The organism is Mycetocola sp. (genome assembly GCF_046716805.1).
Taxonomy (GTDB): domain Bacteria; phylum Actinomycetota; class Actinomycetes; order Actinomycetales; family Microbacteriaceae; genus Mycetocola_A.
This window is the reverse complement of record NZ_JBKJWH010000094.1, coordinates 1-26,408: the sequence shown is the minus strand read 5'-3', so window position 1 is coordinate 26,408 and position 26,408 is coordinate 1. Positions and strand designations below refer to the sequence as shown.

Annotated in this window: 23 protein-coding genes, 1 tRNA gene and 1 other RNA gene; 13 read left to right on the top strand and 12 right to left on the bottom strand. The window is 65.4% G+C overall.

What is annotated here, in order from left to right; genetic code table 11:
• Positions 1–18 precede the first annotated feature (18 nt).
• The gene (locus ACLQ62_RS07810; protein ID WP_411721079.1) at positions 19–462 is read right to left on the bottom strand and encodes an RDD family protein; all 444 of its coding nucleotides are present in this window, start codon (positions 460–462) and stop codon (positions 19–21) included.
• A gap of 139 nt (positions 463–601) precedes the next feature.
• Between ACLQ62_RS07810 and glnA the strand changes: the two genes are divergently transcribed.
• Positions 602–2,038, top strand: a complete 1,437-nt coding sequence (glnA, locus tag ACLQ62_RS07805) for a type I glutamate--ammonia ligase (protein ID WP_411721078.1) — start codon at positions 602–604, stop codon at positions 2,036–2,038.
• Positions 2,039–2,165: 127 nt separating this feature from the next.
• On the opposite strand, the gene ACLQ62_RS07800 is transcribed toward glnA, so the two are convergent.
• The gene (locus tag ACLQ62_RS07800; RefSeq protein WP_411721077.1) at positions 2,166–5,183 is read right to left on the bottom strand and encodes a bifunctional [glutamine synthetase] adenylyltransferase/[glutamine synthetase]-adenylyl-L-tyrosine phosphorylase; all 3,018 of its coding nucleotides are present in this window, start codon (positions 5,181–5,183) and stop codon (positions 2,166–2,168) included.
• Between the two features lie 11 nt (positions 5,184–5,194).
• Positions 5,195–6,550 (bottom strand): glutamine synthetase family protein, encoded by a 1,356-nt coding sequence (locus ACLQ62_RS07795; RefSeq protein WP_411721076.1) that lies wholly within the window; start codon positions 6,548–6,550, stop codon positions 5,195–5,197.
• Between the two features lie 113 nt (positions 6,551–6,663).
• Between ACLQ62_RS07795 and panB the strand changes: the two genes are divergently transcribed.
• Positions 6,664–7,497: a 3-methyl-2-oxobutanoate hydroxymethyltransferase gene (gene panB, locus ACLQ62_RS07790; RefSeq protein ID WP_411721075.1), complete on the top strand. Its 834-nt coding sequence runs from the start codon at positions 6,664–6,666 to the stop codon at positions 7,495–7,497.
• Between the two features lie 14 nt (positions 7,498–7,511).
• Here panB and ACLQ62_RS07785 read toward each other — a convergent pair whose 3' ends face one another.
• Positions 7,512–7,700: an SPOR domain-containing protein gene (locus tag ACLQ62_RS07785; protein ID WP_411721074.1), complete on the bottom strand. Its 189-nt coding sequence runs from the start codon at positions 7,698–7,700 to the stop codon at positions 7,512–7,514.
• Positions 7,701–7,736: 36 nt separating this feature from the next.
• Between ACLQ62_RS07785 and map the strand changes: the two genes are divergently transcribed.
• Both map and ppgK read left to right on the top strand, forming a co-directional pair.
• Positions 7,737–8,621 carry a type I methionyl aminopeptidase gene (gene map, locus ACLQ62_RS07780; protein WP_411721073.1) on the top strand — a complete coding sequence of 295 codons (885 nt, stop codon included), beginning with the start codon at positions 7,737–7,739 and terminating at the stop codon, positions 8,619–8,621.
• Positions 8,618–9,382 carry a polyphosphate--glucose phosphotransferase gene (gene ppgK / locus ACLQ62_RS07775; protein WP_411721072.1) on the top strand — a complete coding sequence of 255 codons (765 nt, stop codon included), beginning with the start codon at positions 8,618–8,620 and terminating at the stop codon, positions 9,380–9,382. Before map ends, ppgK begins: the two co-directional genes overlap by 4 nt.
• A gap of 6 nt (positions 9,383–9,388) precedes the next feature.
• On the opposite strand, the gene rnpB is transcribed toward ppgK, so the two are convergent.
• From rnpB to ACLQ62_RS07740, 7 genes are all read right to left on the bottom strand, one after another.
• Positions 9,389–9,752: RNase P RNA component class A (gene rnpB / locus ACLQ62_RS07770), an RNA gene on the bottom strand.
• Positions 9,753–9,890: 138 nt separating this feature from the next.
• Positions 9,891–10,646: a zinc ribbon domain-containing protein gene (locus ACLQ62_RS07765; protein ID WP_411721071.1), complete on the bottom strand. Its 756-nt coding sequence runs from the start codon at positions 10,644–10,646 to the stop codon at positions 9,891–9,893.
• Positions 10,647–10,687: 41 nt separating this feature from the next.
• The gene (locus tag ACLQ62_RS07760) at positions 10,688–11,506 is read right to left on the bottom strand and encodes a Nif3-like dinuclear metal center hexameric protein (protein WP_411721070.1); all 819 of its coding nucleotides are present in this window, start codon (positions 11,504–11,506) and stop codon (positions 10,688–10,690) included.
• 91 nt (positions 11,507–11,597) lie between these two features.
• Positions 11,598–12,512 (bottom strand): phospholipase, encoded by a 915-nt coding sequence (locus tag ACLQ62_RS07755; RefSeq protein WP_411721069.1) that lies wholly within the window; start codon positions 12,510–12,512, stop codon positions 11,598–11,600.
• A gap of 300 nt (positions 12,513–12,812) precedes the next feature.
• A complete protein-coding gene (locus ACLQ62_RS07750; protein ID WP_411721068.1) occupies positions 12,813–13,178 on the bottom strand; it encodes a hypothetical protein in 366 nt (121 codons plus the stop codon).
• Positions 13,179–13,449: 271 nt separating this feature from the next.
• Positions 13,450–13,525 (bottom strand) — tRNA-Val (locus ACLQ62_RS07745).
• Positions 13,526–13,561: 36 nt separating this feature from the next.
• A complete protein-coding gene (locus tag ACLQ62_RS07740) occupies positions 13,562–14,035 on the bottom strand; it encodes a peroxiredoxin (RefSeq protein WP_411721067.1) in 474 nt (157 codons plus the stop codon).
• Positions 14,036–14,272: 237 nt separating this feature from the next.
• On the opposite strand from ACLQ62_RS07740, the gene aceE reads away from it, so the two are divergent.
• The 6 genes from aceE (at position 14,273) to ACLQ62_RS07710 (ending at position 21,969) form a co-directional block, all read left to right on the top strand.
• Positions 14,273–16,999, top strand: a complete 2,727-nt coding sequence (gene aceE, locus ACLQ62_RS07735; protein WP_411721066.1) for a pyruvate dehydrogenase (acetyl-transferring), homodimeric type — start codon at positions 14,273–14,275, stop codon at positions 16,997–16,999.
• Between the two features lie 18 nt (positions 17,000–17,017).
• Positions 17,018–18,217, top strand: coding sequence for a PucR family transcriptional regulator (locus ACLQ62_RS07730; protein ID WP_090711890.1), 1,200 nt, complete (start codon positions 17,018–17,020; stop codon positions 18,215–18,217).
• A gap of 100 nt (positions 18,218–18,317) precedes the next feature.
• Positions 18,318–19,232, top strand: a complete 915-nt coding sequence (locus ACLQ62_RS07725; protein ID WP_411721065.1) for an ACP S-malonyltransferase — start codon at positions 18,318–18,320, stop codon at positions 19,230–19,232.
• A gap of 47 nt (positions 19,233–19,279) precedes the next feature.
• Entirely contained in the window at positions 19,280–20,284 is a 1,005-nt protein-coding gene (locus ACLQ62_RS07720; RefSeq protein WP_411721064.1) for a beta-ketoacyl-ACP synthase III, read from the top strand.
• 84 nt (positions 20,285–20,368) lie between these two features.
• Complete coding sequence (locus ACLQ62_RS07715) at positions 20,369–20,617, top strand: acyl carrier protein (protein ID WP_090711896.1); 249 nt, start codon at positions 20,369–20,371, stop codon at positions 20,615–20,617.
• Between the two features lie 116 nt (positions 20,618–20,733).
• The gene (locus ACLQ62_RS07710) at positions 20,734–21,969 is read left to right on the top strand and encodes a beta-ketoacyl-[acyl-carrier-protein] synthase family protein (RefSeq protein ID WP_411721063.1); all 1,236 of its coding nucleotides are present in this window, start codon (positions 20,734–20,736) and stop codon (positions 21,967–21,969) included.
• Positions 21,970–22,119: 150 nt separating this feature from the next.
• On the opposite strand, the gene ACLQ62_RS07705 is transcribed toward ACLQ62_RS07710, so the two are convergent.
• Entirely contained in the window at positions 22,120–22,623 is a 504-nt protein-coding gene (locus tag ACLQ62_RS07705; RefSeq protein ID WP_411721085.1) for a DUF3145 domain-containing protein, read from the bottom strand.
• 223 nt (positions 22,624–22,846) lie between these two features.
• Between ACLQ62_RS07705 and ACLQ62_RS07700 the strand changes: the two genes are divergently transcribed.
• The 3 genes from ACLQ62_RS07700 to ACLQ62_RS07690 form a co-directional block, all read left to right on the top strand.
• Positions 22,847–23,422: a PadR family transcriptional regulator gene (locus ACLQ62_RS07700; protein ID WP_411721062.1), complete on the top strand. Its 576-nt coding sequence runs from the start codon at positions 22,847–22,849 to the stop codon at positions 23,420–23,422.
• Between the two features lie 32 nt (positions 23,423–23,454).
• Entirely contained in the window at positions 23,455–23,985 is a 531-nt protein-coding gene (locus tag ACLQ62_RS07695; protein ID WP_411721061.1) for a DUF488 family protein, read from the top strand.
• Between the two features lie 3 nt (positions 23,986–23,988).
• The coding region (locus ACLQ62_RS07690; protein WP_411721060.1) for an ATP-dependent DNA ligase at positions 23,989–26,408 on the top strand (2,420 nt) is incomplete at its 3' end.

Below are 26,408 nucleotides of genomic sequence, written 5' to 3'. Positions count from 1 at the left end.
GGAATTCCGCCGGATGCGTCACACCCGGATCAGCACGGTCCCGGCGAGCTTGTCGTGGAACCCGCGCTGGTCCGAGTCCCAGATGAGCGCGGGCAGGATGACGACCAGCAGGAGGGTGCGGACGACCGGGCGCCACAGGCCGATGTAGCCGCCGGTCAGCGGAACGACACGCAGCCCGACCAGACGGTGTCCGACGCTGCCGCCCGTTGTGGCGACGAAGATCACCTGAAGGATGGCGAAGGCGGCGCTGTTGGCCCAGCCGTTGCCGATCCCGACCGAGTTCGGGAAGAAAACGGCGACGATGAGCATGGCGGACGCCCAGTCGATCGCGAGGGCGGCTAGTCGCCGACCCACCCTGCCGACACTCCGCGGACCGTGCTCAGGGAGACCGAGTCGTTCCCCTGGGTAATGGCTGGGGGCGGTATCGCCGAAATCGGCGGTGGGCTTTCGAACACTCGACACACACCGATCCTACGCGCCGGGCGCCGGTGTAACATGCCAGAAACATGGGTGTGACCGTGGGGTAACTCGGTGTCATTACCCTCAACAGAGGTTGCACACTGCATCCTTCTCGGTATCAAACTTTATTGGAGTTCTCCATATGTTCAGCGATTCATCCGAGGTGCTTAAGTTCATCAAGGACACCGACGTCAAATTCGTCGACGTCCGTTTCACCGATCTCCCCGGTGTGCAGCAGCACTTCAACATCCCGGCATCGACCGTCGACGAAGAATTCTTCACCGTCGGCCAGCTGTTCGACGGCTCGTCCATCCGGGGATTCGCGAGCATTCACGAGTCAGACATGCAGTTGATCCCCGACGTGACCACGGCGTACATCGACGTGTTCCGCAAGGAACGCACCCTCGTCATGATCTTCGATATCTACAACCCGCGGAACGGCGAGATCTACGCCAAGGACCCGCGCCAGGTTGCGAAAAAGGCTGAGAAGTACCTCGCCTCAACAGGCATCGCCGACACAGCGTTCTTCGCCCCCGAGGCCGAGTTCTACATCTTCGACGACGTGCGCTACGAAATCAACCAGCACTCCAGCTCCTACTCGGTCGACTCCAGCGAAGGTGCCTGGAACTCAGGCAAGGACGAGAGAATCAACGGAACGGGCGGCAACCTCGCCAACAAGACCCCGTACAAGGGCGGCTACTTCCCGGTCAGCCCGGTCGACCAGCACGCAGACCTCCGCGACGACATCTGCATCAAGCTCGCCGATGCCGGTCTCATCCTCGAGCGCAGCCACCACGAGGTGGGTACCGCAGGCCAGGGCGAGATCAACTACCGCTTCGACACGATGACGCACTCAGCTGACGACATCCTCAAGTTCAAGTACATCGTCAAGAACACCGCTCACCAGTGGGGCAAGACTGCGACGTTCATGCCGAAGCCGCTCTTCGGTGACAACGGTTCGGGCATGCACGTGCACCAGTCGCTGTGGAACGGCGGAACGCCGTTGTTCTACGATGAGGCCGGCTACGGAGGACTCTCCGACCTCGCCCGCTGGTACATCGGCGGCCTGCTCAAGCACGCCCCGGCGGTGCTTGCCTTCACGAACCCGACGATCAACAGCTACCGCCGCCTCGTCCCCGGCTTCGAAGCTCCCGTGAACCTGGTCTACTCGGCTGGTAACCGGTCGGCGTCGATCCGCATCCCGATCACGGGATCGAACCCGAAGGCGAAGCGTATCGAGTTCCGCGCGCCGGACGCCTCCGGCAACCCGTACCTCGGCTTCGCCGCACAGCTCATGGCTGGCCTCGACGGAATCAAGAACCGTATCGAGCCTCACGAGCCGGTCGACAAGGACCTCTACGAGCTGCCCCCGGAGGAAGCTAAGAGCATCCCCCAGGTGCCGTCGTCGCTCGAGGGCGCTCTCCAGGCGCTCGAAGCTGACCACGAGTTCCTGCTGCAGGGCAACGTGTTCACCCGTGAACTCATCGAGACCTGGATCGATTACAAGCGCGAGCACGAGATCAAGCCGCTCGCCCAGCGTCCGCACCCGTTCGAGTTCGAGCTCTACTACGGGGTGTAGTCCGTCCTGAGTGGAACTGTCAGAAACCCGCCCGCTCCGTGTTCTGCACGGGGCGGGCAGGGATCCGGCATAGGGGCTCGCCAAGCTCGCCGACCCGGTTCTGAAAGGCCGCCCGCGCAGCCCGACGTCACCGTGTCGTCGGCTCCGGCCGGGCCGGGCCGCCGTAGAACTGCTTCTCGAATACGCTGCGTGCTCGCCGGGTGACCTGAAGGTAGTCCTCCTCCAGCTGGGCGGCCGAGCCCGGCGGATACTCGAGCACCCGCGCGATGCCGTCGAGCTGCATGCGGTCGCTCGGCAGAACATCGGTGGTCTTGTTGAGCCACAGGGTCATCGCGGACCGCAGTCGTGAGGCGAAGATCCATGCGGCCCGGAGCCGGTCGGCGGTCTCATCCGGCACGAGCCCGTTCTCCACGGCGACGGCCAGAGCCTCAAGCGTGCTCGTGGTCCGCAGCCCTGGAATCGTCGCTCCGTGTTGCAGTTGAAGGAGCTGGACGAACCACTCCACGTCGCTGAGCGACCCTCGGCCGAGCTTGACGTGGCGTGTTGGATCCGCGCCCTGCGGCAGCCGCTCGTTCTCCACGCGCGCCTTGATCCGTTTGACCTCACGCACGGCGCTCTCGGCGATGTCGGCCGGGTAACGGATGCCATCGGCAAGCGTCTGGAAGTCTCGCTGGAGAGCCTCGTCCCCGGCGACGCCGCGAGCCCGCAGAAGTGCTTGCGCCTCCCAGGTGAGGGACCATCGGGAGTAGTACGCCCGATACGACTCCAGGGAACGGGACACGGGGCCGTTCTTCCCCTCAGGCCGAAGGCCGACATCGAGGTCGAGGGGCAACCGGTGGTCCTCGCTCAGCCGGTTCAGTTCCGAGATGATGCGGTTGGCGGCCAGGTGGGTCTGCTCGTTCGGCAGGGCGGTCGCCCGGTAGACGTACATGATGTCGGCGTCCGAGCCGAATCCCAGTTCGGATCCCCCGTACCTGCCCATACCGATGACGGCAAACTCGAGGGACTCTTCGCCGAGCCCATCGGCGCGGCGAATGATCCGGAGGAGCCCGGCGATCGTTGCCGTCGTGACATCCGTGAGTCCACGGGCTAGTTCGCTGATCGGAAGGGTGCCGGTCACGGAACCGAGGGCGAGCCTGAGGATCTCCCGTCGCCGGAGCCGTCGGATCGCCTTCGCGGCCGGGGCATCGGAATCGTGACGACCGAGGATCGCGGTGATCTCGTCCTCGAGTGTTGCCAGCGACCGGGGCCGCAATTCCGGGGCCTGCTCGAGCCAGGCCGCGGCTTCAGGGATCTGGTCGAGGAGCTCGCCGATGAAACGCGATCCGCTCAGCACGTGGGTGAGCTTCTCTGCGACGCCGGATGAGTCGCGGAGCATGCGAAGGAACCAGTGGGTGGTGCCGAGCGATTCGCTGAGCCGGCGGAAGGCGAGCAGACCGTAGTCGGGGTCCGCGCCGTCGGCGAGCCAGCGCAGCATCACCGGCAGAAGGTTCCTCTGGATGATTGCACGGCGCGAAACGCCGGCGGTCAGCGCAGCGATGTGGGTCAGTGCACCCTGTGGGTCGCGGAATCCGATGGCGGCGAGGCGGGCGCCCGCTTGCTCCGGGCTCAGCAGGACCTCCTCCTCTGGCAGCGAGGCCACCGCGGAGAGCAACGGCCGGTAGAAGAGACGTTCGTGGAGGCCGCGGACCTCGTGCTTGGTGCGCTCCCAGAGAGCGACAAGGGCTTCTCCGGTCGACGCGAACGTCGACGACCGCGCCAGAACCCGGAGGGCGTCCGGATCCCGTGGCATGAGGTGGGTGCGGCGGAGGCGGTGCAGCTGCAGCCGGTGCTCGAGGACACGAAGCAGGCGGTAGTCGGCTGCGAACTCCCCCGCCTCTTCCCGGCCGATGAAGCCGTGCTCGGACAGCGCTGTGAGAGCGGCGATCGTGCCGCGTTCACGCACACCGGGTTCAGCCGCGCCATGCACGAGCTGCAGCAACTGCACGGTGAATTCGACGTCGCGGAGCCCGCCCGGTCCGAGCTTGAGCTGGTAATGCACCTCGTCGGTCGGGATGTTCTCGGTGACGCGCTCCCGCATCCGCTGCACGGACTGGACGAAGTTCTCCCGGCCGGCGCTGGACCAGACAAGCGGTGAAATTGCGTCGACATAGCGTTGCCCGAGGTCCAGGTCGCCGGCGAACGCGCGGGCCTTCAGCAGGGCCTGGAACTCCCAGCTTTTCGCCCACCGGTCGTAATAGGCCAGGTGCGATTCCAGGGTGCGGACGAGGGCTCCCTGTTTGCCCTCGGGTCGAAGATTGGGATCCACCTCCCACAGCTCGGGTTCGATGTCGGGCTGGCTGATACCCCGCATGCTGAGAACAGCGATCCGCGTGGCGATGTCGACGGCGCGAGCGTTGCTCAGTCCGTGGTCCTCGTCGCCCTCGGCGACGAAGATGACGTCCACGTCACTGACGTAGTTGAGTTCCCCTGCACCGGCCTTGCCCATGCCGATGACCGAGAACCGGGTGCGGCCTACCTCATCGGCCTCGAACCGCCCGGGTCCTGAGGTTGCGGTGGCCAGCTGGGTTCTCGCCACCGCGATCGACGCCTCGACAGCCGCTGCCGCGGCATCCGACAGGGCCGAAGCCACGCCGTCGAAGACGTCTCGCGGGTCCTCCGCTGCGAGGTCATGGGCGGCGATGCGCGCCAGCCACCGACGGTACCGAACGCGCAGCCGGGTGTAGCCCTCGTCCTCGCCGTACGCGGCGAATCCGTCGGTTGCACCGACGGATTCCAGCAGGCTCTCCACGAGTTCGTTTCGCGTGGGGAGGCTGCCGTCCCAGGCGTTAAACGCCGACAGTTCGGCCGGGTGCCGTGAGAAGAAGTCGGCAAGCCCGACGGAAGCTCCGAGAACCCGGATGAGCGGAATCCGGTGTTCCGCTTCGGCCAGCGCTGCGGCCACCGCGTCCGGATGGGAACGCGCCAGGCCGAGAAGGCCGTGGAGTGCCTCATCGGGATCGGCGGCTTTCGCGAACGCCGGAAGCACCTCGTCCAGGTCGAGAGGGACCGCCTCGATGAGTTCGTCGAGTTGGGCACGGACCCCGCTCAGCGCGGCGAAACCGAGCCGGGCAAGTTCGGTGAGAGTGGCCTGGTCCCGTCGCATCCGAGTTCGATCTACAGGATCTCGATGTTCTTCGAAAGCTCGAACGGGGTGACCTGTGCGCGGTACTCCTGCCACTCCTGGCGCTTGTTCAACAGCACATAGTTGAAGACCTGCTCGCCGAGCGTCTCAGCGACGAGCTCGGATTCCTCCATGAGCTGGATGGCGTAGTCGAGGCTGGCGGGAAGTGCGGCGTAGCCGAGCGCACGGCGTTCGGCGTCGCTGAGGCTCCACACGTTGTCCTCCGCCTCCGGCGGAAGTTCGTAGCCTTCCTCGATCCCCTTGAGTCCGGCAGCGAGAATCAGCGAGTACGCAAGATACGGGTTCGCCGCTGAGTCGATGGCGCGGTACTCGACGCGGGCGCTCCCGCCCTTGTTGGGCTTGTACAACGGCACCCGCACGAGTGCTGAACGGTTGTTGTGGCCCCAGGTGACGAAACTGGGCGCCTCAGCGAGGCCGTTGTTGCCGACGGTGCCCCACAGCCGCTTGTACGAGTTCACGAACTGGTTGGTCACCGCGGTGATCTCGGGGGCGTGGTGCAGCAGGCCGGCGATGAACTGCCTGCCGATCTTCGACAGCTGGTACTGGGCACCTGCCTCGTAGAACGCGTTGGTGTCGCCCTCGAACAGCGAAACGTGCGTGTGCATGCCTGAACCCGGTTTGTCGGAGAGCGGCTTCGGCATGAACGTGGCGTAGACACCCTGCTCGATGGCCACCTCTTTGATGACAGTGCGGAAAGTCATGATGTTGTCTGCCGTGGTCAGAGCGTCTGCGTAGCGCAAGTCGATCTCGTTCTGGCCTGGGCCCGCTTCGTGGTGGCTGAACTCGACCGAGATGCCGAGATCCTCCAGCATCCGCACGGAGCGACGACGGAAGTCGTGGGCGGTGCCGCCAGGGACGTTGTCGAAGTACCCGGCGGAATCGACCGGGATGGGGCCCTCAGGCCCGATCTGCGCGGACTTGAGCAGGTAGAACTCGATCTCGGGGTGCGTATAGAACGTGAACCCGCGATCGGCAGCCTTCTCGAGGGTGCGCTTGAGCACGTTCCGCGGGTCGGAGAGCGCAGGCAGCCCGTCCGGCGTGGTGATGTCGCAGAACATCCGTGCGGTTGGGTCGATCTCACCACGCCAGGGCAGCAACTGGAACGTCGTCGGGTCTGGCACGGCGAGCAGGTCGGATTCGTAGGATCTGCTGAGTCCCTCGATCGCCGATCCGTCGAAACCGAGTCCCTCCGCGAAGGCGCCTTCCACCTCCGCCGGGGCGATGGCTACCGACTTGAGAGTCCCGACGACATCGGTGAACCACAATCGGACGAACTTGACTCCCCGTTCCTCGATCGTGCGAAGAACGAAGTCGCGTTGCTTATCCATTTGATCCCCTCGAAATGTCCGTCGGCGGTGCCTTCTTAGGCTATCCGGTTCACGCCCCCAGCGTGGCTAACCGTGCCGCTCGGACCAGCCGGGTGCATCGCTAGACTGGCGCCATGTCTGAGCCATCGAAGCCCGCAGCATCCGCCGGCCCCGCCCGAGTCCGCACACGCCACTTCCAGCGTGCGAAGGAACAGGGCATCAAGATCACCGGCCTGACCAGCTACGACATGCTCACGGCGACGATCTTCGACGAAGCCGGAATCGACTTCCTGCTCGTCGGTGACTCGGCCGGAAACACGGTCCTCGGCTTCGACACCACCCTGCCGGTCACCGTCGACGAGCTCATTCCGCTCACCCGCGCTGTGGCTGGTGCCGCCAAGCGGGCTTTCGTCATCGCGGACCTGCCGTTCGGGTCGTACGAGAACGGCCCGGAGGACGCCCTCAAGACGGCTTTCCGATTCATGAAGGAGACCGGGAGCCAGGCGGTGAAGCTGGAGGGCGGAGAACGCAGCCACGAGCAGATCAGGCGCATCGTGACAGCCGGCATCCCCGTGATGGGGCACATCGGGTTCACCCCGCAGAGCGAGCACGGCCTCGGCGGGCACATCATCCAGGGCAGGGGCGCCGCGCTGGAGCAGCTGCTTCGCGACGCCCGCGCCGTGCAGGACGCCGGCGCATTCGCCGTCGTCCTCGAGATGGTTCCGGCCGAGGCGGCTGCCCGGGTGACCGCCGAACTCGACATTCCGACGATCGGCGTCGGCGCAGGGCCCCACGTGTCCGGGCAGCTGCTCGTCTGGACCGACTTCGCCGGGCTGACGACAGGCCGCATCCCGTCGTTCGTGAAGCAGTACGCGAACCTGCGTGGTGCGCTGACGGATGCCGTCACGACGTTCAGGAACGACGTCGCCGACGGCGTGTACCCGGGCGAGGAGCACAGCTACAGCTGAGCTCCTGCAGTGATCTACCGGTCTTCGGCGGCTTCCTCCGCGGCCCAGGCGGCTGCTCGCTCACGGAGCCGCTCGGGCGCGTGCGCCGCTTCCTCCGCTGTGGCGAATGGCCCGGCCCGGTCCACCGCCGGCGATTCGTAACCACGCTCGACCGCGCCGGTCTTGAGGTTGTACCAGTACTGCTTCGACGGATCCTCAGTCATGAGTTGTCCCTTCGCTGGATGGCTAAGCTTGATCCTATGCCTAAGGACCGCAACGGACATCTGATTCCCGGCGCTCGAACTGCCCTGCGAAACGTGCCTCCAGGCATCCCCCGACCCGAGTACGTCGGCAAGACGGCGCCGCGCCCGTTCGCCGGTTCCGACGTGTACCCGCCCGAGGCGATCGAACGTATCCGCCGTGCCGGTCGCATCGCCGCGGATGCCATCGCGCTCGTCGGCGAGAACGTGCGACCGGGAGTCACAACCGATGAACTGGACGAGATCGGTCATCGATTCCTCGTCGAGAACGGCGCGTATCCCTCGACCCTCGGCTACCGTGGCTTCGCCAAGTCGCTGTGCAGCTCAATCAACGAGGTTGTCTGTCATGGAATCCCGGACGATACCGTGCTCGAGGACGGCGACATCGTCAACATCGACATCACCGCGTTCGTCGACGGCGTCCACGGCGACAGCAACCGCACGTTCGTCGCCGGCGAGCCGTCCGAAGACGTCCGGCTGCTGGTGGAACGCACCGAGGAGTCCCTCCGCCGCGGTATCAAGGCCGTCGCTCCGGGCCGGCAAGTGAACGTCATCGGCCGGGCGATCGAGTCGTACGCAAAACGGTTCGGCTATGGCGTCATCCGTGACTTCACCGGACACGGGGTCGGCGAAGCGTTCCACTCGGGGCTGATCATCCCCCACTACGACTCCGCACCGCAGTACGACACCGTGATGGAAGTCGGCATGGTCTTCACCATCGAGCCGATGCTCACGCTCGGTACGCACGAGTGGGACATGTGGGAAGACAACTGGACAGTGACGACGAAGGACAAGAGCATCACCGCACAATTCGAGCACACCCTCGTTGTCACCGAACGTGGCGCTGACATCCTCACCCTCCCGTCCGCGGGAGCGGCAGCGTGAGCGGCACAGCGGTCGGTATCGACATCGGTGGAACCGGGATAAAGGGCGCGATCGTCGACCTGGCCACCGGCTCGCTGCTCAGCGACCGGATCAAGATTCCGACGCCCAAGGGCGGGAAACCCGACGGGATCCTCGCGACGACCGTCGAACTGATGAACCAGTTGCAGGATCTCGAACCGGATGCCCCGGTCGGAGTCTGCTTCCCGGCTGTCGTCAAGCACGGCGTCACTCTGTCTGCTGCGAACATCTCGAAGAAATGGATCGGGCTTCACGCTGAAGATCTCTTCGAGCAGGCGCTTGGTCGCGACATCACCTTCGCCAATGACGCGGATGCCGCCGGCTACGCCGAAGCGTCGTTCGGCGCGGCGCGCGGGGTCGACGGGGTCGCTCTCATGACGACGCTTGGCACCGGAATCGGCACCGCGATCCTGCACCGCGGCGTGCTGGTCCCCAACGCAGAGTTCGGCCACCTCGAGATCGACGGCTACGACATCGAAACCCGCGCATCAAACGCCGCACGGGAACGCGAGGGCCTCAGCTGGTCGGAGTGGGCGGAACGCCTGCAGAAGTTCTACACCGCGCTCGAGAGGTACCTGTCACCCGACCTGTTCATCGTGGGTGGCGGGGTGTCCAAGCAACACGCCGAGTTCCTGCCGCTGCTGAAGCTGTCGACGCCGATCGTGCCGGCCGTGCACCGGAACAACGCCGGCATCCTCGGTGCTGCCGCGCTCGCGGTTCATACGATCCCGCCGCTCAGCTGAGAGGGGTGAATGGGCCGGCTGATACGCCGGGTTCTGTTCAGGCGCTTTCGCGCCCTGGACGACCATCTCTCTCGAGACTGCGTTACCGCAGCCTTCCAGCGGCCTACCCGAGGACGGGACGAGCAGCCCCATAGTCCTCTGTCTGACCTTGCTCCGGGCGAGGTTTACCGAGCCGGCCGGGTCACCCCGGCCGCTGGTGGTCTCTTACACCACCGTTTCACCCTTACCTGGCGCTTGCGCGCCCGGCGGTCTGCTTTCTGTTGCACTGTCTCGCGGGTTACCCCGGGTGGGTGTTACCCACCGCCCTGCTCTTCGGAGCCCGGACGTTCCTCGGCGCCATTGCTGGCGACGCGGTCGTCTTGCCGACCCATTCACAACCCAAGCTTACCGGGCAGCATCCCGCCGGGGTTTCGTGCCTGATCACTCGCTCCGGACGGATTCACCCGGCGTACCGGGTGACCGTGACCGGAACGGATGAATTGGTCACCGGGCGTGCGCGGAGCATCCGTCAATCGGTGCTGGGCTGTCCCCAGAGTCCGGATTCCTCCGTGCGCACCATGATGGCGGAGCATTCCGGGCACTGCAGCACGTCGTCGATCTCCGCAGCACGAACCTTCTGCAACTCATTGCCGGTCAGGTTGATCGTGCAGGCGCCGCACGTGCCTGCCCGGAAGAGGGCAGCACCGGTGCCGCCTCGAGTGCGGACCTTCTCGTACAGCGCGAGGAGATCCGTTGCGACCGAGTCCTCGAGCATGCCGCGCTTGGCGGTGAACGTCGCCCGCTCCTGGGACAGGGAGTCGAGCGCTGCCTTCCGGCGTGCGGTGATGTCGGTGAGTCTCTCCTGGAGTTCTTCGTCGACGGCCTGTGTGGATGCGAGCTGTGCTTCGGCCTGTTCCACCCGTTCCATGACAACGAGTTCCATGTCCTCGAGGTTGTTCTTGCGTCGACGCAACGACTCCAGTTCGCTCTCGAGCGCCGTCACATCCTTCACCGACGAGGTGTGGTTCACACGATCGGTGTCGCGGGCGATCCGCGCGTCGACGACAGCGGCATCCGATTCGAGGCGCCCGAGCTCGGTCCTGGCATCCTCCAGAACCCCGAGCTCCGACGCCAGGCGACCGCTCAGTGCCGTGCGCTCAGCCGACACCTGGCTGTACTCCGCCGACTCCGGCAGGCTCCGCTCACGGTGGGCGACACGGGCCAGACCCGAATCGATGGTCTGCAGTTCGAGCAGTTTTTTCTGCTCGGCGAGGCTGGATTTCACGTGTGTTCTCTCTGAGTGGTGCTGCGGGTGTCCTGCCCAGATTACTGGGTCACGACGAAATCCCACGGGTCGGTGCGTAGGTCGCTCACCGTGATCTCCAGATCGGGCAGGAGCGCGGCGAGCTGCTCGGCGGCCCGGTCGAGCCAGAGCCATTCGCTTGCCCAGTGGGAAACGTCGATCAGCGCCGGTCCGCCACCGACCCGGGACTGCTCGATCGACTCCGACGCCGGGTGATGCCGCAGGTCACTCGTGATGTACACGTCAGCGGTCCGGACCCCGCTCTCGCCGAGCAACGAATCGCCGGCGCCTCCGCACAGGGCGACCCGCTGGACGGTCCGGTCGTAGTCCCCCGCAACGCGGATGCCGGTGGCGGTCGCGGGGAGCAGGTGGGCGATGCGGTGGGCGAGGTGACCGAGCGACGTCGGTTCGTCGAGCACCCCGACCCGTCCGATCCCGGTCGACCCGTCGGCGCTGGGAACGAGAGGTTCGACCGCACGCAGTCCGAGACGTTCGGCAAAGATGCCCGACGTTCCCTCGTCCACGATGTCAGCGTTGGTGTGGGCGGCGAGCAGCGCGCAGCGGCCGCGGATCAGCGAGGTCAGAACGGAACCCTTGTACCGGTCGGCCGCGATGCTCGTGACGCCGCGGAGCAGAAGCGGGTGGTGGACGAGCAGCAGGTCGGTACCTGTCGTGAGGGCTTCCTCCACGACAGCGTCGACAGCATCCACAGCGAGGAGGATGCGGGAGATCTGGTCATCGGGATGCCCGGCGATCAGCCCGGAGGCGTCCCAGCCTTCTGCTCCTCGGATCGGCCAGAGTTCTTCGACGGCTGAAGAGACGTCGGCGAGGGAGTATGACACCGCTTCAGCCTAGCGAGCCGCCTGCCGGATTGCTCCAGCAGGCGGCTCGCTCAGACCAGGTCTCAGACCGGGTCAACCGGTACGCGGTCGATCAGTACCAGTTCACGGCCTGTGAATGGGACCAGGCGGAGCAGGGGTTACCGTAGACATCCTTGATGTAATTGAGTCCCCAGGCGACCTGGGTGGCAGCGTTCGTCTTCCAGTCGGAACCGGCCGAAGCCATCTTGCTCCCTGGGAGGGCCTGCGGGATGCCGGTCGCGCCGCTCGACGCGTTATACGCGGTGTACGACCAGTTGGACTCCTTCTGCCAGAGCTTGTTGAGGCAGGAGAATTCTCCCGATCCCCAGCCATACTGCGAGGCGGCGAGCGACGCGGCGAACGCGCGGGCGCCGTCGGGCGTGTTGACGTTGGCTCGCTTCTCCGACGCTGCAGCTTCGGCGGCCTTGGCCGCTTCCGCGGCCTGCGCAGCAGCTTCCGCCGCAGCAGCTTCGGCAGCGGCCTCCGCAGCAGCTTCGGCGGCAGCCGCGGCGGCTGCCGCAGCGGCAGCCTGCTCAGCGGCGACACGATCTGCTTCGACGACGGCTGCCTGGATCCGCTCCTTCGCTCCTTCCGCGAACGTGGCGAGCACGGCGACAGTCGCGGGCTTCAGCGTCTTGTACCCGGCGAGGGACGCGACGGATGCAGTGAGTGGGGTGGTGTCCACCTTGTCCTTCGCCACGGCGACGACGGCGTTCGCGTCGGCGATGGTGGTTTCGGCCAGCTGATCCGCGTGGGCTTCGGTGATCTCCTCCGTGGTGCCGGAGAGTGTCGATGTGATTCCGGTGAGGGAACTCGTGAGCGTCGCTTGCGCGTCGGCGTTGGCGGCGTTTGCCTGAACGGTGATACCGGATGCTGCGAGGACACCGGCAGCCGTGAGTGCGACGATCATGGACGCACGCGTGGTCTTTTTCGACGAGCGCGCGTCTTTCCGTGACGCTGGGGCGGTTTTCTGGGCGAATTTAAGCATAGGTCTCCGGGGTGGTGCTCCCGCGGTTCAGCGCATACGGGAGCGAAGCCTCGGTGAAGCGCACGCCAGGAAGATAGGGTCAGCAGGCGGGGCTTCAGCCATCGCGAACACGCGGGCAATGCCTGCACGCGCTCAGCGGCTAAATGGGGTGACGGTCAATGTCGGGAGTCACAGCGGCTGGTCCGCTGCACGCCGGCGCGATGTAGTTTGCGCAGGCGGCTGAAGCAGCCATACTCCAACATTTTTCTGTGAGGAATATGCGCCGGACCTGTGTAAACGGTGTGTCCGACTCGTCGCGGCTCAGGATGTGGCGTCGTCCACGATCCCGATGAAACAGCTGCCGATGCCGTCGATTTCGGTACGGGCAAGGCCCGGTTGCGGGTCAGGCAATTCGTCCGAACCGTGGTGTTCGCAACTCAAATACGTGAACGTGGGCCACCATTTCTTGGGCCTTGCGGATTCGGTGAATCCACAGATGTCGCAGGTCAACTGCACCCAGACCGGCTTCTTGCCGGTGCGGTTGGCGCGCGACTGGGCAAGCCACGCCGGCGGGTTCTCGTCGAGTTCGGCGACGTCTTCGGCGGACAGTCGGCTCGGGATGCCATGACGCACCGCCATTTCAAGCGGAATGTCAAGGCGGAGGGCGGCTTCTCGTCGAGTGATCATCTCATCCAATGGTAGGCGATGCGAGAGCGACCGCTGAGTGTAGTGACGGCACTTCGAGAGGTCTAGTGCTTCCTGGGATCGAGAGGACAGGCGGAGAGTCGGAACCGGCCGGCATCCGCCGTTCATTTCACTCGGGAGGGTGAAAACTCTCCTCGGCCGACATGGAACTTACTGACGTCGATGCGATGTTCGGGCCGATGAAGCCGGGCGTTGGCCCTCGACAGCCGCTGTGACCTTCCCAGGCACCCTGCCGATGATCGGCGATTCTTGATGGTGGGCCCTACCGGGATCGAACCGATGACATCCACGGTGTAAACGTGGCGCTCTACCAGCTGAGCTAAAGGCCCCTCACTGCCGAAGGCAGCAGTTCATGTTACACGGGTTCAGACTGGCTGGCGCTGCAGCTGGTCCAGCGCGGCCCGGTACGCGGCCAGCGGACGGACCTCACCGGGTGCCGTGATGAAACTTGCGCGGATGATTCCGTCGGTGTCGATGAGGAACGTGGCACGGTTCGCGAACCCGGTCTCGGGAAGGAACACCCCATATTCCTTGCTCACCTGGCCGTGCGGCCAGAAATCAGCGAGAAGGGTGAAGTCGTAGCCCTCCTGCTCGGCCCACGCGCGGAGGGTGAACTTGGAATCCACGGAGATGCCGATGAGCTCCACGTCGGCGTCCTGAAAGAGAGCAAGGTTGTCGCGCAGTTCGCAGAGTTCGCTTGTGCACCGTCCGGAGAAGGCCAGCGGGAAGAAGACCAGTGCCACGGCGCGTTTGCCGCGGAAACTGCCGAGCTGAATGAGTTCGCCGAACTGGTTGTGAAGCGCGAAGTCGGGGGCTCGAGTGTCATTCTCGAGTGCCATGGGAAACGTCCTTTCAGGCGGGTCGCCTGCATTCGGGGCACCGGGTACGGTGCATCGGGCAAACCCACATGCTAGACCTCCGGCCCGTGCGTTCCAAGGCAAACGGCTGGGTGTCACCTATCGCCCGATCAAGTCGCTAGGCTGAGGACTGGTGCCAGCGCGGTCTATACCCCGACCAGAACTGACAATTTGCACCGTGAGAATCAGGCACGATCTGCCCATACAGAAAGGTCGACGGTGACTGTCAACGACCAGGACCCCTACTCGGTGAACAACTTCGACAGAGACCCCGAAGAAACCGCCGAGTGGCAGGAGTCACTCGATCAGCTCGTCGCAGCACACGGTCACGGCCGGGCCCGCGAGATCATGCTGAGCCTGCTCAAGCGCTCGCGTGAACTGCACCTCGGCGTGCCGATGGTCCCGACCACCGACTACATCAACACCATCGCCCCGGAGAACGAACCCGAGTTCCCGGGCGACGAAGACATCGAACGTCGCTACCGTGCCTGGATTCGCTGGAACGCCGCAGTCACCGTGCACCGTGGCCAGCGGCCCGGGATCGGTGTCGGCGGGCACATCTCGACCTACGCTTCCTCAGCTGCCCTGTACGAAGTCGGGTTCAACCACTTCTTCCGTGGCCAGGATCACCCGGGCGGCGGCGACCAGATCTTCATTCAGGGCCACGCCTCCCCCGGCACCTATGCCCGTGCCTTCCTCGAGGGCCGGTTGTCAACCAACCAGCTCGACGGGTTCCGGCAGGAAAAGTCGCAGGGAGCGAACGGCATCTCGTCGTACCCGCACCCGCGCCTCATGCCGGACTTCTGGCAGTTCCCCACCGTGTCGATGGGCCTGGGCCCGATCAACGCGATCTACCAGGCACAGCTCAACCGGTACCTGACCAACCGTGGCATCAAGGACGCGAGCGACCAGCAGGTCTGGGCGTTTCTCGGCGACGGCGAGATGGACGAGGTCGAAAGCCGCGGGCAGCTGCAGGTCGCGGCCAACGAGGGACTCGACAACCTCAACTTCATCATCAACTGCAACCTGCAGCGGCTCGACGGCCCTGTCCGGGGCAACGGCAAGATCATCCAGGAACTGGAGAGCTTCTTCCGGGGCGCGGGCTGGAACGTCATCAAGGTCGTCTGGGGCCGCGAGTGGGACGACCTGCTCGCCAAGGACGACAGCGGCGCACTCCTCAACCTGATGAACGTCACGCCAGACGGTGACTACCAGACGTACAAGGCTGAGAGCGGCGCATTCGTTCGCGAGCACTTCTTCGGCCGGGATGAGCGCGCCCTGAAGCTCGTCGAGAACTACACCGACGAACAGATCTGGAACCTCAAGCGCGGTGGGCACGACTACCGCAAGGTCTACGCGGCGTTCAAGGCGGCTTCCGAGCACACCGGCCAGCCGACGGTCATTCTCGCGAAGACGGTCAAGGGTTACGGCCTCGGTCCGTCGTTCGAGGGTCGCAATGCGACCCACCAAATGAAGAAGATGACGCTCGACAACCTGAAGACGTTCCGCGACGAGATGCGCATCCCGTTCACGGACGCTCAGCTCGAGGAGAACCCATACCTGCCCCCGTACTACCACCCGGGCGACACGGACGAAGCCATCCAGTACCTCCACGAGCGTCGCAAGGCACTCGGCGGCTATGTACCCGAGCGTCGCTCGAAGTACACCCAGCTGAACCTGCCAGACGACTCGACCTATGCGATTGCGAAGAAAGGCTCGGGCACCCAGGAGATCGCCACCACCATGGCGTTCGTCCGGCTGCTCAAGGACCTCATCCGGTCCAAGGACTTCGGCAACCGCATCGTCCCGATCATCCCCGACGAGGCCCGTACCTTCGGCATCGACGCGTTCTTCCCGACCGCGAAGATCTACAACCCGAACGGCCAGCACTACACGTCGGTGGACCGTGAGCTGTTGCTCGCCTACAAGGAAAGCCCGCAAGGCCAGATCCTCCACGTCGGCATCAACGAGGCCGGTGGAGCAGCCGCGTTCACCAACGTCGGAACGTCCTATTCGACGCAGGGTGAGCCGCTCATCCCGATCTACGTCTTCTACTCGATGTTCGGGTACCAGCGCACCGGTGACGCCTTCTGGGCAGCCGGCGACCAGATGACCCGTGGGTTCATCATCGGCGCGACCGCCGGTCGCACCACCCTCACCGGTGAAGGCCTGCAGCACGCGGATGGCCACTCGGCTCTCCTCGCGTCGACGAACCCGGCAACGGTCACCTACGACCCGGCCTACGGCTACGAGATCGGGCACATCATGCGCACCGGCCTCGAGCGAATGTACGGCGGAGAGCACGAAGACCCGAACGTGATGTACTACATCACCGTCTACAACGAGCCGATCGTGCAGCCCGCTGAACCCGAGAACCTCGACGTCGACGGACTGGTCCGCGGCATCTACAAGCTCAAGGACTCGCAGGCGTCAGGCCCGAAGGCGCAGTTGCTGGCCTCCGGCGTTGCGGTGCCGTGGGCTCTCGAAGCGCAGAAGCTCCTCGAGGAGGACTGGGGCGTGTCAGCCGACGTCTGGTCGGTGACGTCATGGACCGAACTGCGCCGCGACGGCATCAAGGCCGAGGAATACAACTTCCTCAACCCGGATGCCGAGAAGAAGGTTCCGTACGTCACGGCGAAACTGCAGGAGGCGAACGGTCCGTTCGTGGCCGTCTCGGACTTCATGCACGCTGTGCCTGACCAGATCCGGCAGTTCGTGCCAGGCGACTTCGCGACGCTCGGCGCTGACGGCTTCGGGTTCTCTGACACACGTGCCGCCGCACGGCGGTTCTTCAAAATCGACGGGCCGTCCATGGTGGTCCGTGCCCTTGAGTTGCTCGCCGAGCGCGGCGAGATCGACCGTTCGGTACCCGCCCAGGCGATCGAGAAGTACAAGCTGCACGACGTGAACGCGGGAACCACCGGCAACGCCGGTGGTGAGAGCTAGAACATCAGCTCCGCGCTCGTGCCACGTTCGAAGAGTGAGACCCTCGCCTGGCTGCGCAGGCTGTCCGGTGAACTCGCGACGACGACACTGAAGAAGCTCGAAGACACGCTGCCCTGGTACGCAGAAATGCCGCCAGGGCGGCGGTCGGCGGTCGGCCTGGTCGCCCAGGCCGGTATCGCCTCGTTCATCGCCTGGTTCGACGACCCCAAGTCGACGCCATGGATTGCAGCGGATGTCTTCGGCGCGGCACCGCGTGAACTGTTGCGCTCGGTAAGCCTGCAGCAGACGCTCCAGCTCATCCGTGTCACCGTCGAGGTCGTAGAAGCACGGCTGAAGGATGGTGGCGCTGAGGATCTCCGCGAAGGCATCCTCCTGTACTCACGGGAGATCGCGTTCGCTGCCGCTGACGTTTACGCGCGAGCAGCGGAAGCTCGTGGCCTGTGGGACGCACGGCTCGAAGCACTCGTCGTCGACTCGATCCTGTCGGGCGAAGCAGACGACGAATTGCCGAGCCGGATCGCCGCCCTTGGCTGGCACGGCCACGGTGAGGTTGCTGTGCTCGTCGGCACGACCCCGCCCCAGCTCGATGTCGACCAGTTGCGCCGAACGGCGCGACACATGGCAGCAGACGTTCTCATCGGAGTGCAGGGCGGACGCCTCGTGCTGGTGATCGGCCGCGCGGAAACCTCGCACGGTGTCGATGATGAGGAGATCGGCACCGCTGCGTCGCTGAGCTTCGTGGAGATCGCCACTCAACTCGAACCGGGATTCGGTTCCGGATACCTCGTGCTCGGCCACGCCGTCCCGACCCTTGTCGAAGCGTCGAAGAGTGCTCGTGCGGCGCTCGCCGGCTTCGCCGTTGCGCGTGCCTGGCGTCACGCCCCACGCCCGGTGCAGGCAGATGACCTGCTGCCTGAACGGGCCCTCGCCGGTGATGCCCTCGCCCGCACGACGCTCATCGAACGGATCTACCGCCCCCTGCAGGCGCATTCGACGGAACTCGTAACAACTCTGTGGTGCTACCTCGACAACGGGCGTTCCCTTGAGGCAACCGCTCGGGAACTCTTCGTGCACCCGAACACTGTGCGTTACCGTCTCAAACGGGTGTCCGATGTGATCGGCTGGGACGCCACCGGGGCTCGTGAAGCGCTGATCCTGCAGTCCGCCCTCATCCTCGGATCAATCGCCGAACCGGATGCCGTCAAGCGGCGGCGCTGACCCTCATCCGTCTTTCTCTGTGTGACATGCACAAAGGAACCTGCCATTCTTGTGTGATGATCAACACTCGCATCCGGACCGTGATTGGCAGACTGGTAGCGTGATTGTTCTCGTATGTCCCGGCCAGGGCTCCCAGACGCCCGGCTTCCTCTCCCCGTGGCTCGATGACCCGGCGAACCGGGCATTGGTTGAGCAGTACTCGGAGGTCGCCGGTCTGGATCTGGTGGCTCACGGCACGACGTCAGACGCCGACACCATCCGGGACACCCGCGTCGCTCAGCCGCTCATCGTCGCCGCTGGCCTCCTCACCCTCCGGGCACTGACTGCGCACGCCGAACTCCCGGCTACGACAGCCATCGCCGGGCACTCGGTCGGTGAGATCACCGCCGCGGTCGGCGCCGGTGTCTTCGATGAACTCACAGCGATGCGTTTCGTCGCCGCTCGCGCGACGGCGATGGCTGGTGCTGCGGCCGCCGTCCCTACCGGGATGAGCGCCGTCCTCGGCGGCGACGAGGACGCGCTTCTCACCCGACTCGACGAGCTCGGGCTGCAGCCCGCCAACTTCAACGGCGGCGGCCAGATCGTCGTCGCCGGAACGATCGAGGCTCTCGCCGAACTCAGCGCCGCTCCGCTCGCCGGAACGCGGGTACTCCCCCTCCAGGTCGCCGGGGCGTTCCACACCCGGTACATGGAAGCAGCGCGCACAACACTCGCCTCCACCGCTGAATCGGTACAGGCATCCGACCCGGTTCGCACTCTCTGGACCAACGCGGACGGTACTGTTGTGGGCTCCGGATCCCGGTTCGTCGAACTTCTCGTCGGACAGGTCGCCTCGCCCGTACGCTGGGATCTGACGATGGCCGGAATGCAGGCGGTCGGCGTCACCGGCATCATCGAACTCGCCCCGGCCGGCGCCCTCACCGGACTGGCACGCCGCGGTCTCAAGGGTGTCCCAGCCGTCGGGATCAAAACTCCGGACGATCTCCCGGCCGCCCTCGAGCTGCTCGCGGCGTGACCGACGAACGCTTCCGCCCAACCTCCACTCCAAACGAGAGAGACGCATTGACAACACCCATTCTGCGGCAGTCCCAGGGGCCGGCCTTCACCCGCATCCTCGGATTCGGAGCAGCACGCGGCGACATCTCCGTTCCCAACGAAGACCTCATCGGACCCATCGACTCGTCCGACGAGTGGATCCGCCAGCGCACGGGCATCATCACCCGCACACGCGCCAGCCAGGACCTCCTCGCAGTTGACCTGGCCACGGATGCCGCGAAGGAGGCTATCGCGGTCTCCGGGATCGACCCGGCCCTCATCGACGCCGTCATCATCGCGACCATCAGCAACATCCAGCAGACCCCGTCCATGGCTGCCGTCGTCGCCGACCGGGTCGGTTCGAATCCCGCGGCTGCCTATGACGTCAATGCCGCGTGCGCTGGTTACCCATACGCGATCGCCCAGGCCGACGCCCTGATCCGTTCCGGTGCCGCCACCTACGCGCTTGTCATCGGCGCCGAGAAGCTCTCGGACGTCGTCGACCCGACCGACCGCTCGATCTCCTTCCTGCTCGGGGATGGCGCTGGCGCTGCAGTCGTCGGGCCCAGTGACTACCCGGGTATCGCTCCCACTGTCTGGGGTTCAGACGGATCGAAGGCCGGCGCCGTTGCCATGAACGCGACCCTGCAGGAGTATCGCCGCGGCGAAGCTGACTGGCCGACGCTCCGCCAGGAGGGACAGACCGTCTTCCGCTGGGCCGTGTGGGACATGGCGAAGGTGGCCAAGCAGGCCCTCGAGGCTGCCGGCATCACCGCCGACCAGTTGGCCGCCTTCATCCCCCACCAGGCGAACATGCGCATCATCGACGAGTTCGCCAAGCAGCTGAAGCTCCCGGACAGCGTTGTCATCGCACGCGACATCGAAACGACCGGCAACACGTCGGCCGCATCGATCCCGCTGGCGGCGCACCGTCTGTTGCAGGAGAACCCGGAACTGAGCGGTGGCCTCGCCTTGCAGATCGGTTTTGGTGCCGGGCTCGTGTTCGCCGCCCAGGTCGTCGTCCTGCCTTAGATCCACCCGCACGGCGCGCGATCCTCACGTTGCCCGCCCCCATAGACTGTTTCACGGTCAATCGATACTCAAGGAGAAAACAACATGGCACTGTCCACCGAAGAAGTCCTCGCCGGTCTGGCTGAACTCGTCAACGACGAGACCGGCATCGCTGCCGACACCGTCGAACTCGACAAGTCCTTCACGGATGACCTCGACATCGACTCGATCTCGATGATGACAATTGTCGTCAACGCAGAAGAGAAGTTCGACGTCAAGATCCCCGACGAAGAGGTCAAGAACCTCAAGACGGTCGGCGACGCCGTCGACTTCATCGTCAAGGCGCAGGCCTAACCCGTTTCAGCGACGCGCGGGAGACCGGATCGAGCAACGCCCGATCCAGTCTCCCCGCTCACGCGGACGTGCCATTCCCCTTCGTATCGCTGACCAGCACCAGGAGAGTTCCACGCATGACCAAGAAAATCGTCGTCACCGGTGTCGGTGCCAGTTCGCCCCTGGGCGGAACCGCTCAGGACTCCTGGAAGGCACTGCTCGCAGGGGAATCAGGCATCCGGTCCCTCGAGTACGACTGGGTGGCTGAGCACAACCTCCCGGTGACGTTCGCCGGCGAAGCGAAGGTGCGCCCGTCCGACGTTCTCGAACGCCAGGAGGTCAAGCGCCTCGACCCGTCGAGCCAGTTCGCGCTGGTCTCCGCGCGTGAAGCCTGGGCGGATGCCGGGTCCCCCGATGTCGACCCGCTCCGCATCGGCGTGGACTACTCCACCGGCATCGGCGGTCTCTGGACACTGCTCGATGCCTGGGACACGCTCAAGGAGAAGGGCCCGCGCCGGGTCCTCCCGATGACGATCCCCATGCTCATGCCCAACGCCGCCTCCGCCGCGATCAGCATGTCCATTCCCTCCCGCGCTTATTCCCGCACCGATGTCTCCGCTTGTGCCTCGAGCACCGAGGCCATAGCGAACGCCTACGAACACCTGCAGGCGGGCCTGGCCGACGTGGTCATCGCCGGAGGCACCGAGTCCGTCGTTCACCCGCTGCCGATCGCCGCCTTCTCGGCCATGCAGGCGCTGTCGCGTCGGAACGACTCCCCCGAGACGGCATCCCGGCCGTACGACGTGTCCCGCGACGGTTTCGTGCTCGGTGAAGGCGCAGCGTCGATCGTGCTCGAAACTGAGGAGCACGCTCTGGCCCGCGGCGCTCGCATCTACGCAGAACTCGCCGGCGGTTCGGTCACCAGCGACTCGTATCACATCACCGCCCCGGATCCGGAGGGATCAGCCGCCGCCCGCGCCATGCTTGGCGCCGTCGAGCGGGCGGGTGCGAGCCTGCGCGATGTGCTGCACGTCAACGCCCACGCGACGAGCACCCCGGTCGGCGACATCGCCGAGTACAACGCCCTGCTCCGGGTTTTCGGCAACCACCTGCCCAACATCGCCGTGTCGGCAACGAAGGCCGCCACCGGTCATCTCCTCGGCGGCACCGGTGCCCTTGAAGCGATCTTCACGATCCTGGCGTTGCACGAGCGCACCGCTCCCCCGACGATCAACCTCACCGAGCAGGATCCGGCGATCCCGCTCGATGTCGTCACCGCACCGCGAGACCTGGGTTCGCGCGACCTGCTCGCGCTCAGCAACTCGTTCGGTTTCGGCGGGCACAACGCTGTCGTCGCGTTCCGAACCTACTGATCGGCAGAACAGAACCCCCGGCGGAGAGAATCCGTCGGGGGTTCTTCTGTTGCCAGGATCACACTGTTTCAACCGCGAACCGACCGGGTAATCACCAACCGGAACGCGTGAAGCCACGGGTGTGGATCCTGCAGCCGTGGAATGCGACTCTCAGCCGACTTTGTGGAGCCAGATCACGGACGAGTCGTCGGATGCGTGCCGGAACGGTTCGAGCTCGTCGTCCCAGGCCTGACCGAGAGCGATCCGCAGTTCACGATGCAATTCGGCCGCGTTCGTTCCCGCAACCTCCATGGCGTAACGGACGCGGTCCTCAGGCACGACGACGTTTCCCGCCGTGTCGGTCTGGGCGAAGAAGATGCCGAGGTCAGGGGTGTGCAGCCAGCGGCCGCCATCCGAGCCCGGAGTGGGGTCCTCGGTCACTTCAAACCGAAGATGCTCCCAGCCGCGCAAGGCTGAAGCGAGAGCGGCTCCCATCCCCTGGTAGCCCTCCCAATAGAACTCGGCTCGCTGTGCGCCTTTGAGAACCGGCTGGTCCTCCCATGCGAAGTTCACGGCGCGACCGAGAGCGCGCCCCGCTGCCCATTCAACGTGCGGGCAGAGCGCGCGCGGAGAGGAGTGAACCAAAATCACCCCTCGTGCGACTGATGCCACCATGTTCTCCTCCATCTCCTGTGGTACGTCTTCCCCAACGACCGTGGAGATGCCGGAGTTCTGAGGCATCGTATGAAATTGTCGGCACGAGGCCGTTGCAGTCATTATGCCCCAGTCAGCAGGCAGATCACAACGGCGGAATTACAGAGATGTCGTCGGCCGCTTACCAGCCATCACAGACCTATACCCGGTAGACTTCAAACACGCGACGAGCAATGGAGGTGCCATGGCTGTCAAGGAGGGCATCCTCGCAATTCTCTCCCTCGGCCCCGGATACGGCCTGGCCCTCCGGGACGAACTCGTCACCCGTGCGCCCCATCGTGCCGGTCTCAACGTCGGGCAGGTCTACAGCACGCTCGACCGCCTGGGCAGGTCCGGTCTCATCACCTCGGGCACGACGACCGACGATAACCTGCCTTTGTACACCCTCACATCCACCGGTTCGGACTCGGTGAATCGATGGCTTGACGTCCCGGTCGCACCGGACCCGCGCTCCTGGGCGGACCTGTTGGACCAGGTGCTCGTCGGCTCAAGCCTGCCGGGCAGGGACTGGCGCTCACTCCTCGACCGACATGAGCTGGCCTGGCATTCTTTTCTCGCGGCGATCGCCGATCCCAGCGAAGACCTGGCTCTCCGATCCACCGTCACTGGTTCGGCGTCGCGACTCTGGGCACACGCGGCGCTGGCGTGGCTTGCTGAGACGCGGGAGGCGTTCACCGCCACGGATCCCGGACTGCCGCTCCGTGGCATCCGCCCGCAACGGGGCCGGCGACCTCAGCCGACGTCCCCATCGGTGGCTTGAGCAACGTCGGCAACGGCGATACGCTGCCCCGCATGCGGCAGATTTTCACCGTGGGTCACTCGACGCACCCGATGGAGGAGTTCGCCTCGTTGCTGCGTGCTCACGGCGTGACTCTGGTGGCCGACATCCGGACCATCCCGAGATCCCGCCACAACCCGCAATTCGGTGAGGAAGAATTACAGGCCAGCCTCCCCGAAGCCGGCATCGCGTATCGCCGGCTGCAGACGCTCGGCGGACTCCGCCGCACCACGGTGGACTCGATCAACACCGGCTGGAAGAATACCTCCTTCCGAGGCTATGCGGACTACATGCAGACCGACGCCTTCAGCGACGGCATCGACGAGTTGCTGCGACTCGCTGACGGGCGCACGGTCGCGATCATGTGCGCGGAGGCCGTTCCCTGGCGCTGTCACCGTTCACTTGTCGGCGATGCCCTGCTCGTTCGCGGCGTGTCGGTCAACGACATCTACAGCGTCTCGTCGGCGAAGCCGCATACGCTGACCCGGTTTGCCCAGGTCGAAGGGACCACCATCACCTACCCGCCGATTCCGGAACCGGTGTAGTCGATGGCCGCTCGCGGAGGTGCCCGACAGGCGGTCGAGGTCGACGGCAGGAGGATTACCGTCACCAACCTCGACAAAGTGATGTACCCGGCGACCGGAACCACGAAGGCCGACGTGCTCCGCTATTACGCCCAGATCGCCGACGTGATGGTCCCGTACACGGCGAACCGGCCGGCCACCCGGAAAAGGTGGGTCCACGGAGTTGGAACGCCTGAGCATCCCGGCGATGTTTTCTATCAGAAGAACCTCGACGAATCGGCGCCGGGCTGGATCGCCAGACGGTCGATCGAACACAGCGGCGGGCCGAACGAGTACCCGCTCGTGAACGACAGGGCGACACTGGTATGGCTGGCACAGATGTCCGCGCTCGAGGTCCACGTGCCGCAATGGCAGTTCGAACGTACCGGCGGGCGCCGCAAACCCGACCGGCTCGTGCTGGACCTCGACCCGGGGAACGGCGTCGGTCTGCCCGAGTGCGCTGAGGTCGCCCGGCTCGCCCGCGCCATCCTGACCGACATGGGACTGCAACCGCTGCCCGTCACGAGCGGAAGCAAGGGCATCCACCTCTACGCGCCGCTCGATGGTCGGTGGACGTCCGATCAGGTGTCTGCCGTCGCGCACGAACTCGCCCGCGCGCTCGAGGCCGACCATCGAGACCTCATCGTCAGCGATATGAAGAAGTCCCTGCGCACCGGCAAGGTGCTCGTCGACTGGAGCCAGAACAACCAGGCGAAGACGACGATCGCACCGTATTCGCTTCGCGGCAGGCTGACGCCGATGGTGGCGGCTCCGCGCAGCTGGAAAGAACTCGGTTCGCCGTCCCTGAAGCAGCTCGACTTCGAGGAGGTGCTCGACCGCGTGGCCGAGCGGGGGGACGTCCTCTCCCCGCTGCTGGCGTCACGCGACGCAGGGCTCGAACCGACTCCGCATCACCTGGAGAGCTTCGAAGCGACCCCCGAATCCCGGGACCGCCTTTCGAAGTACCGCAGCATGCGAGACGGGTCGAAGACACCAGAGCCGGTTCCGGATGCTGTCGCACCGCTGTCGGGCGGGAACGCCTTCGTCATCCAGGAGCACCATGCCAGACGGCTGCACTACGACTTCCGCCTGGAACATGAGGGGGTGCTGGTGTCGTGGGCGGTGCCGAAAGGACCGCCGCTGGGCGGTACGGAGAACCACCTCGCCGTGCAGACGGAGGACCACCCACTCGAGTACGGCACGTTCGAGGGAACGATCCCGAAAGGCGAATACGGGGCGGGAGAGGTGACCATCTGGGATTCCGGCAACTTCGAACTGGAGAAATGGCGAGAAGGTAAGGAAGTCATCGCAACGCTGACGGGCCAGCCGGGCGGCGGCCTCGGCGGGGTCCCCCGGAAGTACGCACTGATTCACACGAGCAGGCCCGGAGCCGCGAACAACTGGCTGATCCACCTCATGGACGGCTCGGCGAAGAAGTCCGGATCCAGGCTCCGCCGGGCACCCGTGACATCGCTGCCCGCATTCGCCGCCGCAGAGCCCGCTCCAATCGCCCGACCGCTGCGCTCCCCCATGCTGGCAACCACCGGCACGGTTACGGATCTCGACACGGACGAAGACTGGGCCCTCGAGATGAAGTGGGACGGATACCGTGCCGTCGCCTACCTGGACGGCGAGGATGTGTGGCTGATAAGCCGTAACGGGAAAGACCTGACAGCGACCTTCCCGGAGCTGGTGAAGCCGCTGCGGGAGGCGGTGAAACCGAAGTCCGCTGTCCTCGACGGCGAGATTGTCGCGCTCGATCGGAGAGGCAGGCCAAACTTCGGCTTTCTGCAATCCCGCGCTGGGCTGACCGAGGAAGAGTCAGCCGCCCGCTCGGCGACCATCGAACTGATGCTGTTCGATCTGCTGGAACTCGACGGGCACGACATCACCGCCGACGAATACGACGTTCGCCGTGCGGCTCTTGCCGCGAGCGTCACACCGACCGGTCCGGTGCAGGTCCCCCAGGAATTCGACGGCGACATCGAGGCAGCACTCGCGTCGAGCACGTCGTTCGGTCTCGAGGGGGTCATCGCGAAGGTGCGGGACAGCCAGTACACCGAAGGGCGGCGCTCCCGCGCCTGGATCAAGCTCAAGCACCAGCGAACCCAGGAGGTTGTCGTGGTGGGATGGCGTCCCGGAGCCGGCAGCGCCGCTGGAGGTATCGGTTCGCTGGTCCTCGGAATTCCGGATGCCGCCGGCATCCGTTATGCGGGACGCGTTGGGACCGGTTTCTCCGACGCTGAGCGCCGCGCGATGCTCACCCGGTTCAGGGAGATGGCACGGAAGTCTCCCCCGGTGCACGACGCCCCGCGGGACGAACTGCTGCACGCGAAGTGGATCGAACCGGAACTGGTCGGTGAGGTCACCTTCATGGAGTGGACGAGCGCCGGCGCTCTGCGCCA

Excerpts from the sequence above, each read along its gene's own strand:
- glnA (WP_411721078.1), top strand. The coding sequence starts at position 602 with ATGTTCAGCGATTCATCCGAGGTGCTTAAGTTCATCAAGGACACCGAC.
- ACLQ62_RS07800 (WP_411721077.1), bottom strand. The coding sequence starts at position 5,183 with ATGCGACGGGACCAGGCCACTCTCACCGAACTTGCCCGGCTCGGTTTC.
- ACLQ62_RS07795 (WP_411721076.1), bottom strand. The coding sequence starts at position 6,550 with ATGGATAAGCAACGCGACTTCGTTCTTCGCACGATCGAGGAACGGGGA.
- panB (WP_411721075.1), top strand. The coding sequence starts at position 6,664 with ATGTCTGAGCCATCGAAGCCCGCAGCATCCGCCGGCCCCGCCCGAGTC.
- ACLQ62_RS07785 (WP_411721074.1), bottom strand. The coding sequence starts at position 7,700 with ATGACTGAGGATCCGTCGAAGCAGTACTGGTACAACCTCAAGACCGGC.
- map (WP_411721073.1), top strand. The coding sequence starts at position 7,737 with ATGCCTAAGGACCGCAACGGACATCTGATTCCCGGCGCTCGAACTGCC.
- ACLQ62_RS07755 (WP_411721069.1), bottom strand. The coding sequence starts at position 12,512 with ATGCTTAAATTCGCCCAGAAAACCGCCCCAGCGTCACGGAAAGACGCG.
- ACLQ62_RS07750 (WP_411721068.1), bottom strand. The coding sequence starts at position 13,178 with ATGATCACTCGACGAGAAGCCGCCCTCCGCCTTGACATTCCGCTTGAA.
- ACLQ62_RS07740 (WP_411721067.1), bottom strand. The coding sequence starts at position 14,035 with ATGGCACTCGAGAATGACACTCGAGCCCCCGACTTCGCGCTTCACAAC.
- ACLQ62_RS07715 (WP_090711896.1), top strand. The coding sequence starts at position 20,369 with ATGGCACTGTCCACCGAAGAAGTCCTCGCCGGTCTGGCTGAACTCGTC.
- ACLQ62_RS07710 (WP_411721063.1), top strand. The coding sequence starts at position 20,734 with ATGACCAAGAAAATCGTCGTCACCGGTGTCGGTGCCAGTTCGCCCCTG.
- ACLQ62_RS07705 (WP_411721085.1), bottom strand. The coding sequence starts at position 22,623 with ATGGTGGCATCAGTCGCACGAGGGGTGATTTTGGTTCACTCCTCTCCG.
- ACLQ62_RS07700 (WP_411721062.1), top strand. The coding sequence starts at position 22,847 with ATGGCTGTCAAGGAGGGCATCCTCGCAATTCTCTCCCTCGGCCCCGGA.
- ACLQ62_RS07695 (WP_411721061.1), top strand. The coding sequence starts at position 23,455 with ATGCGGCAGATTTTCACCGTGGGTCACTCGACGCACCCGATGGAGGAG.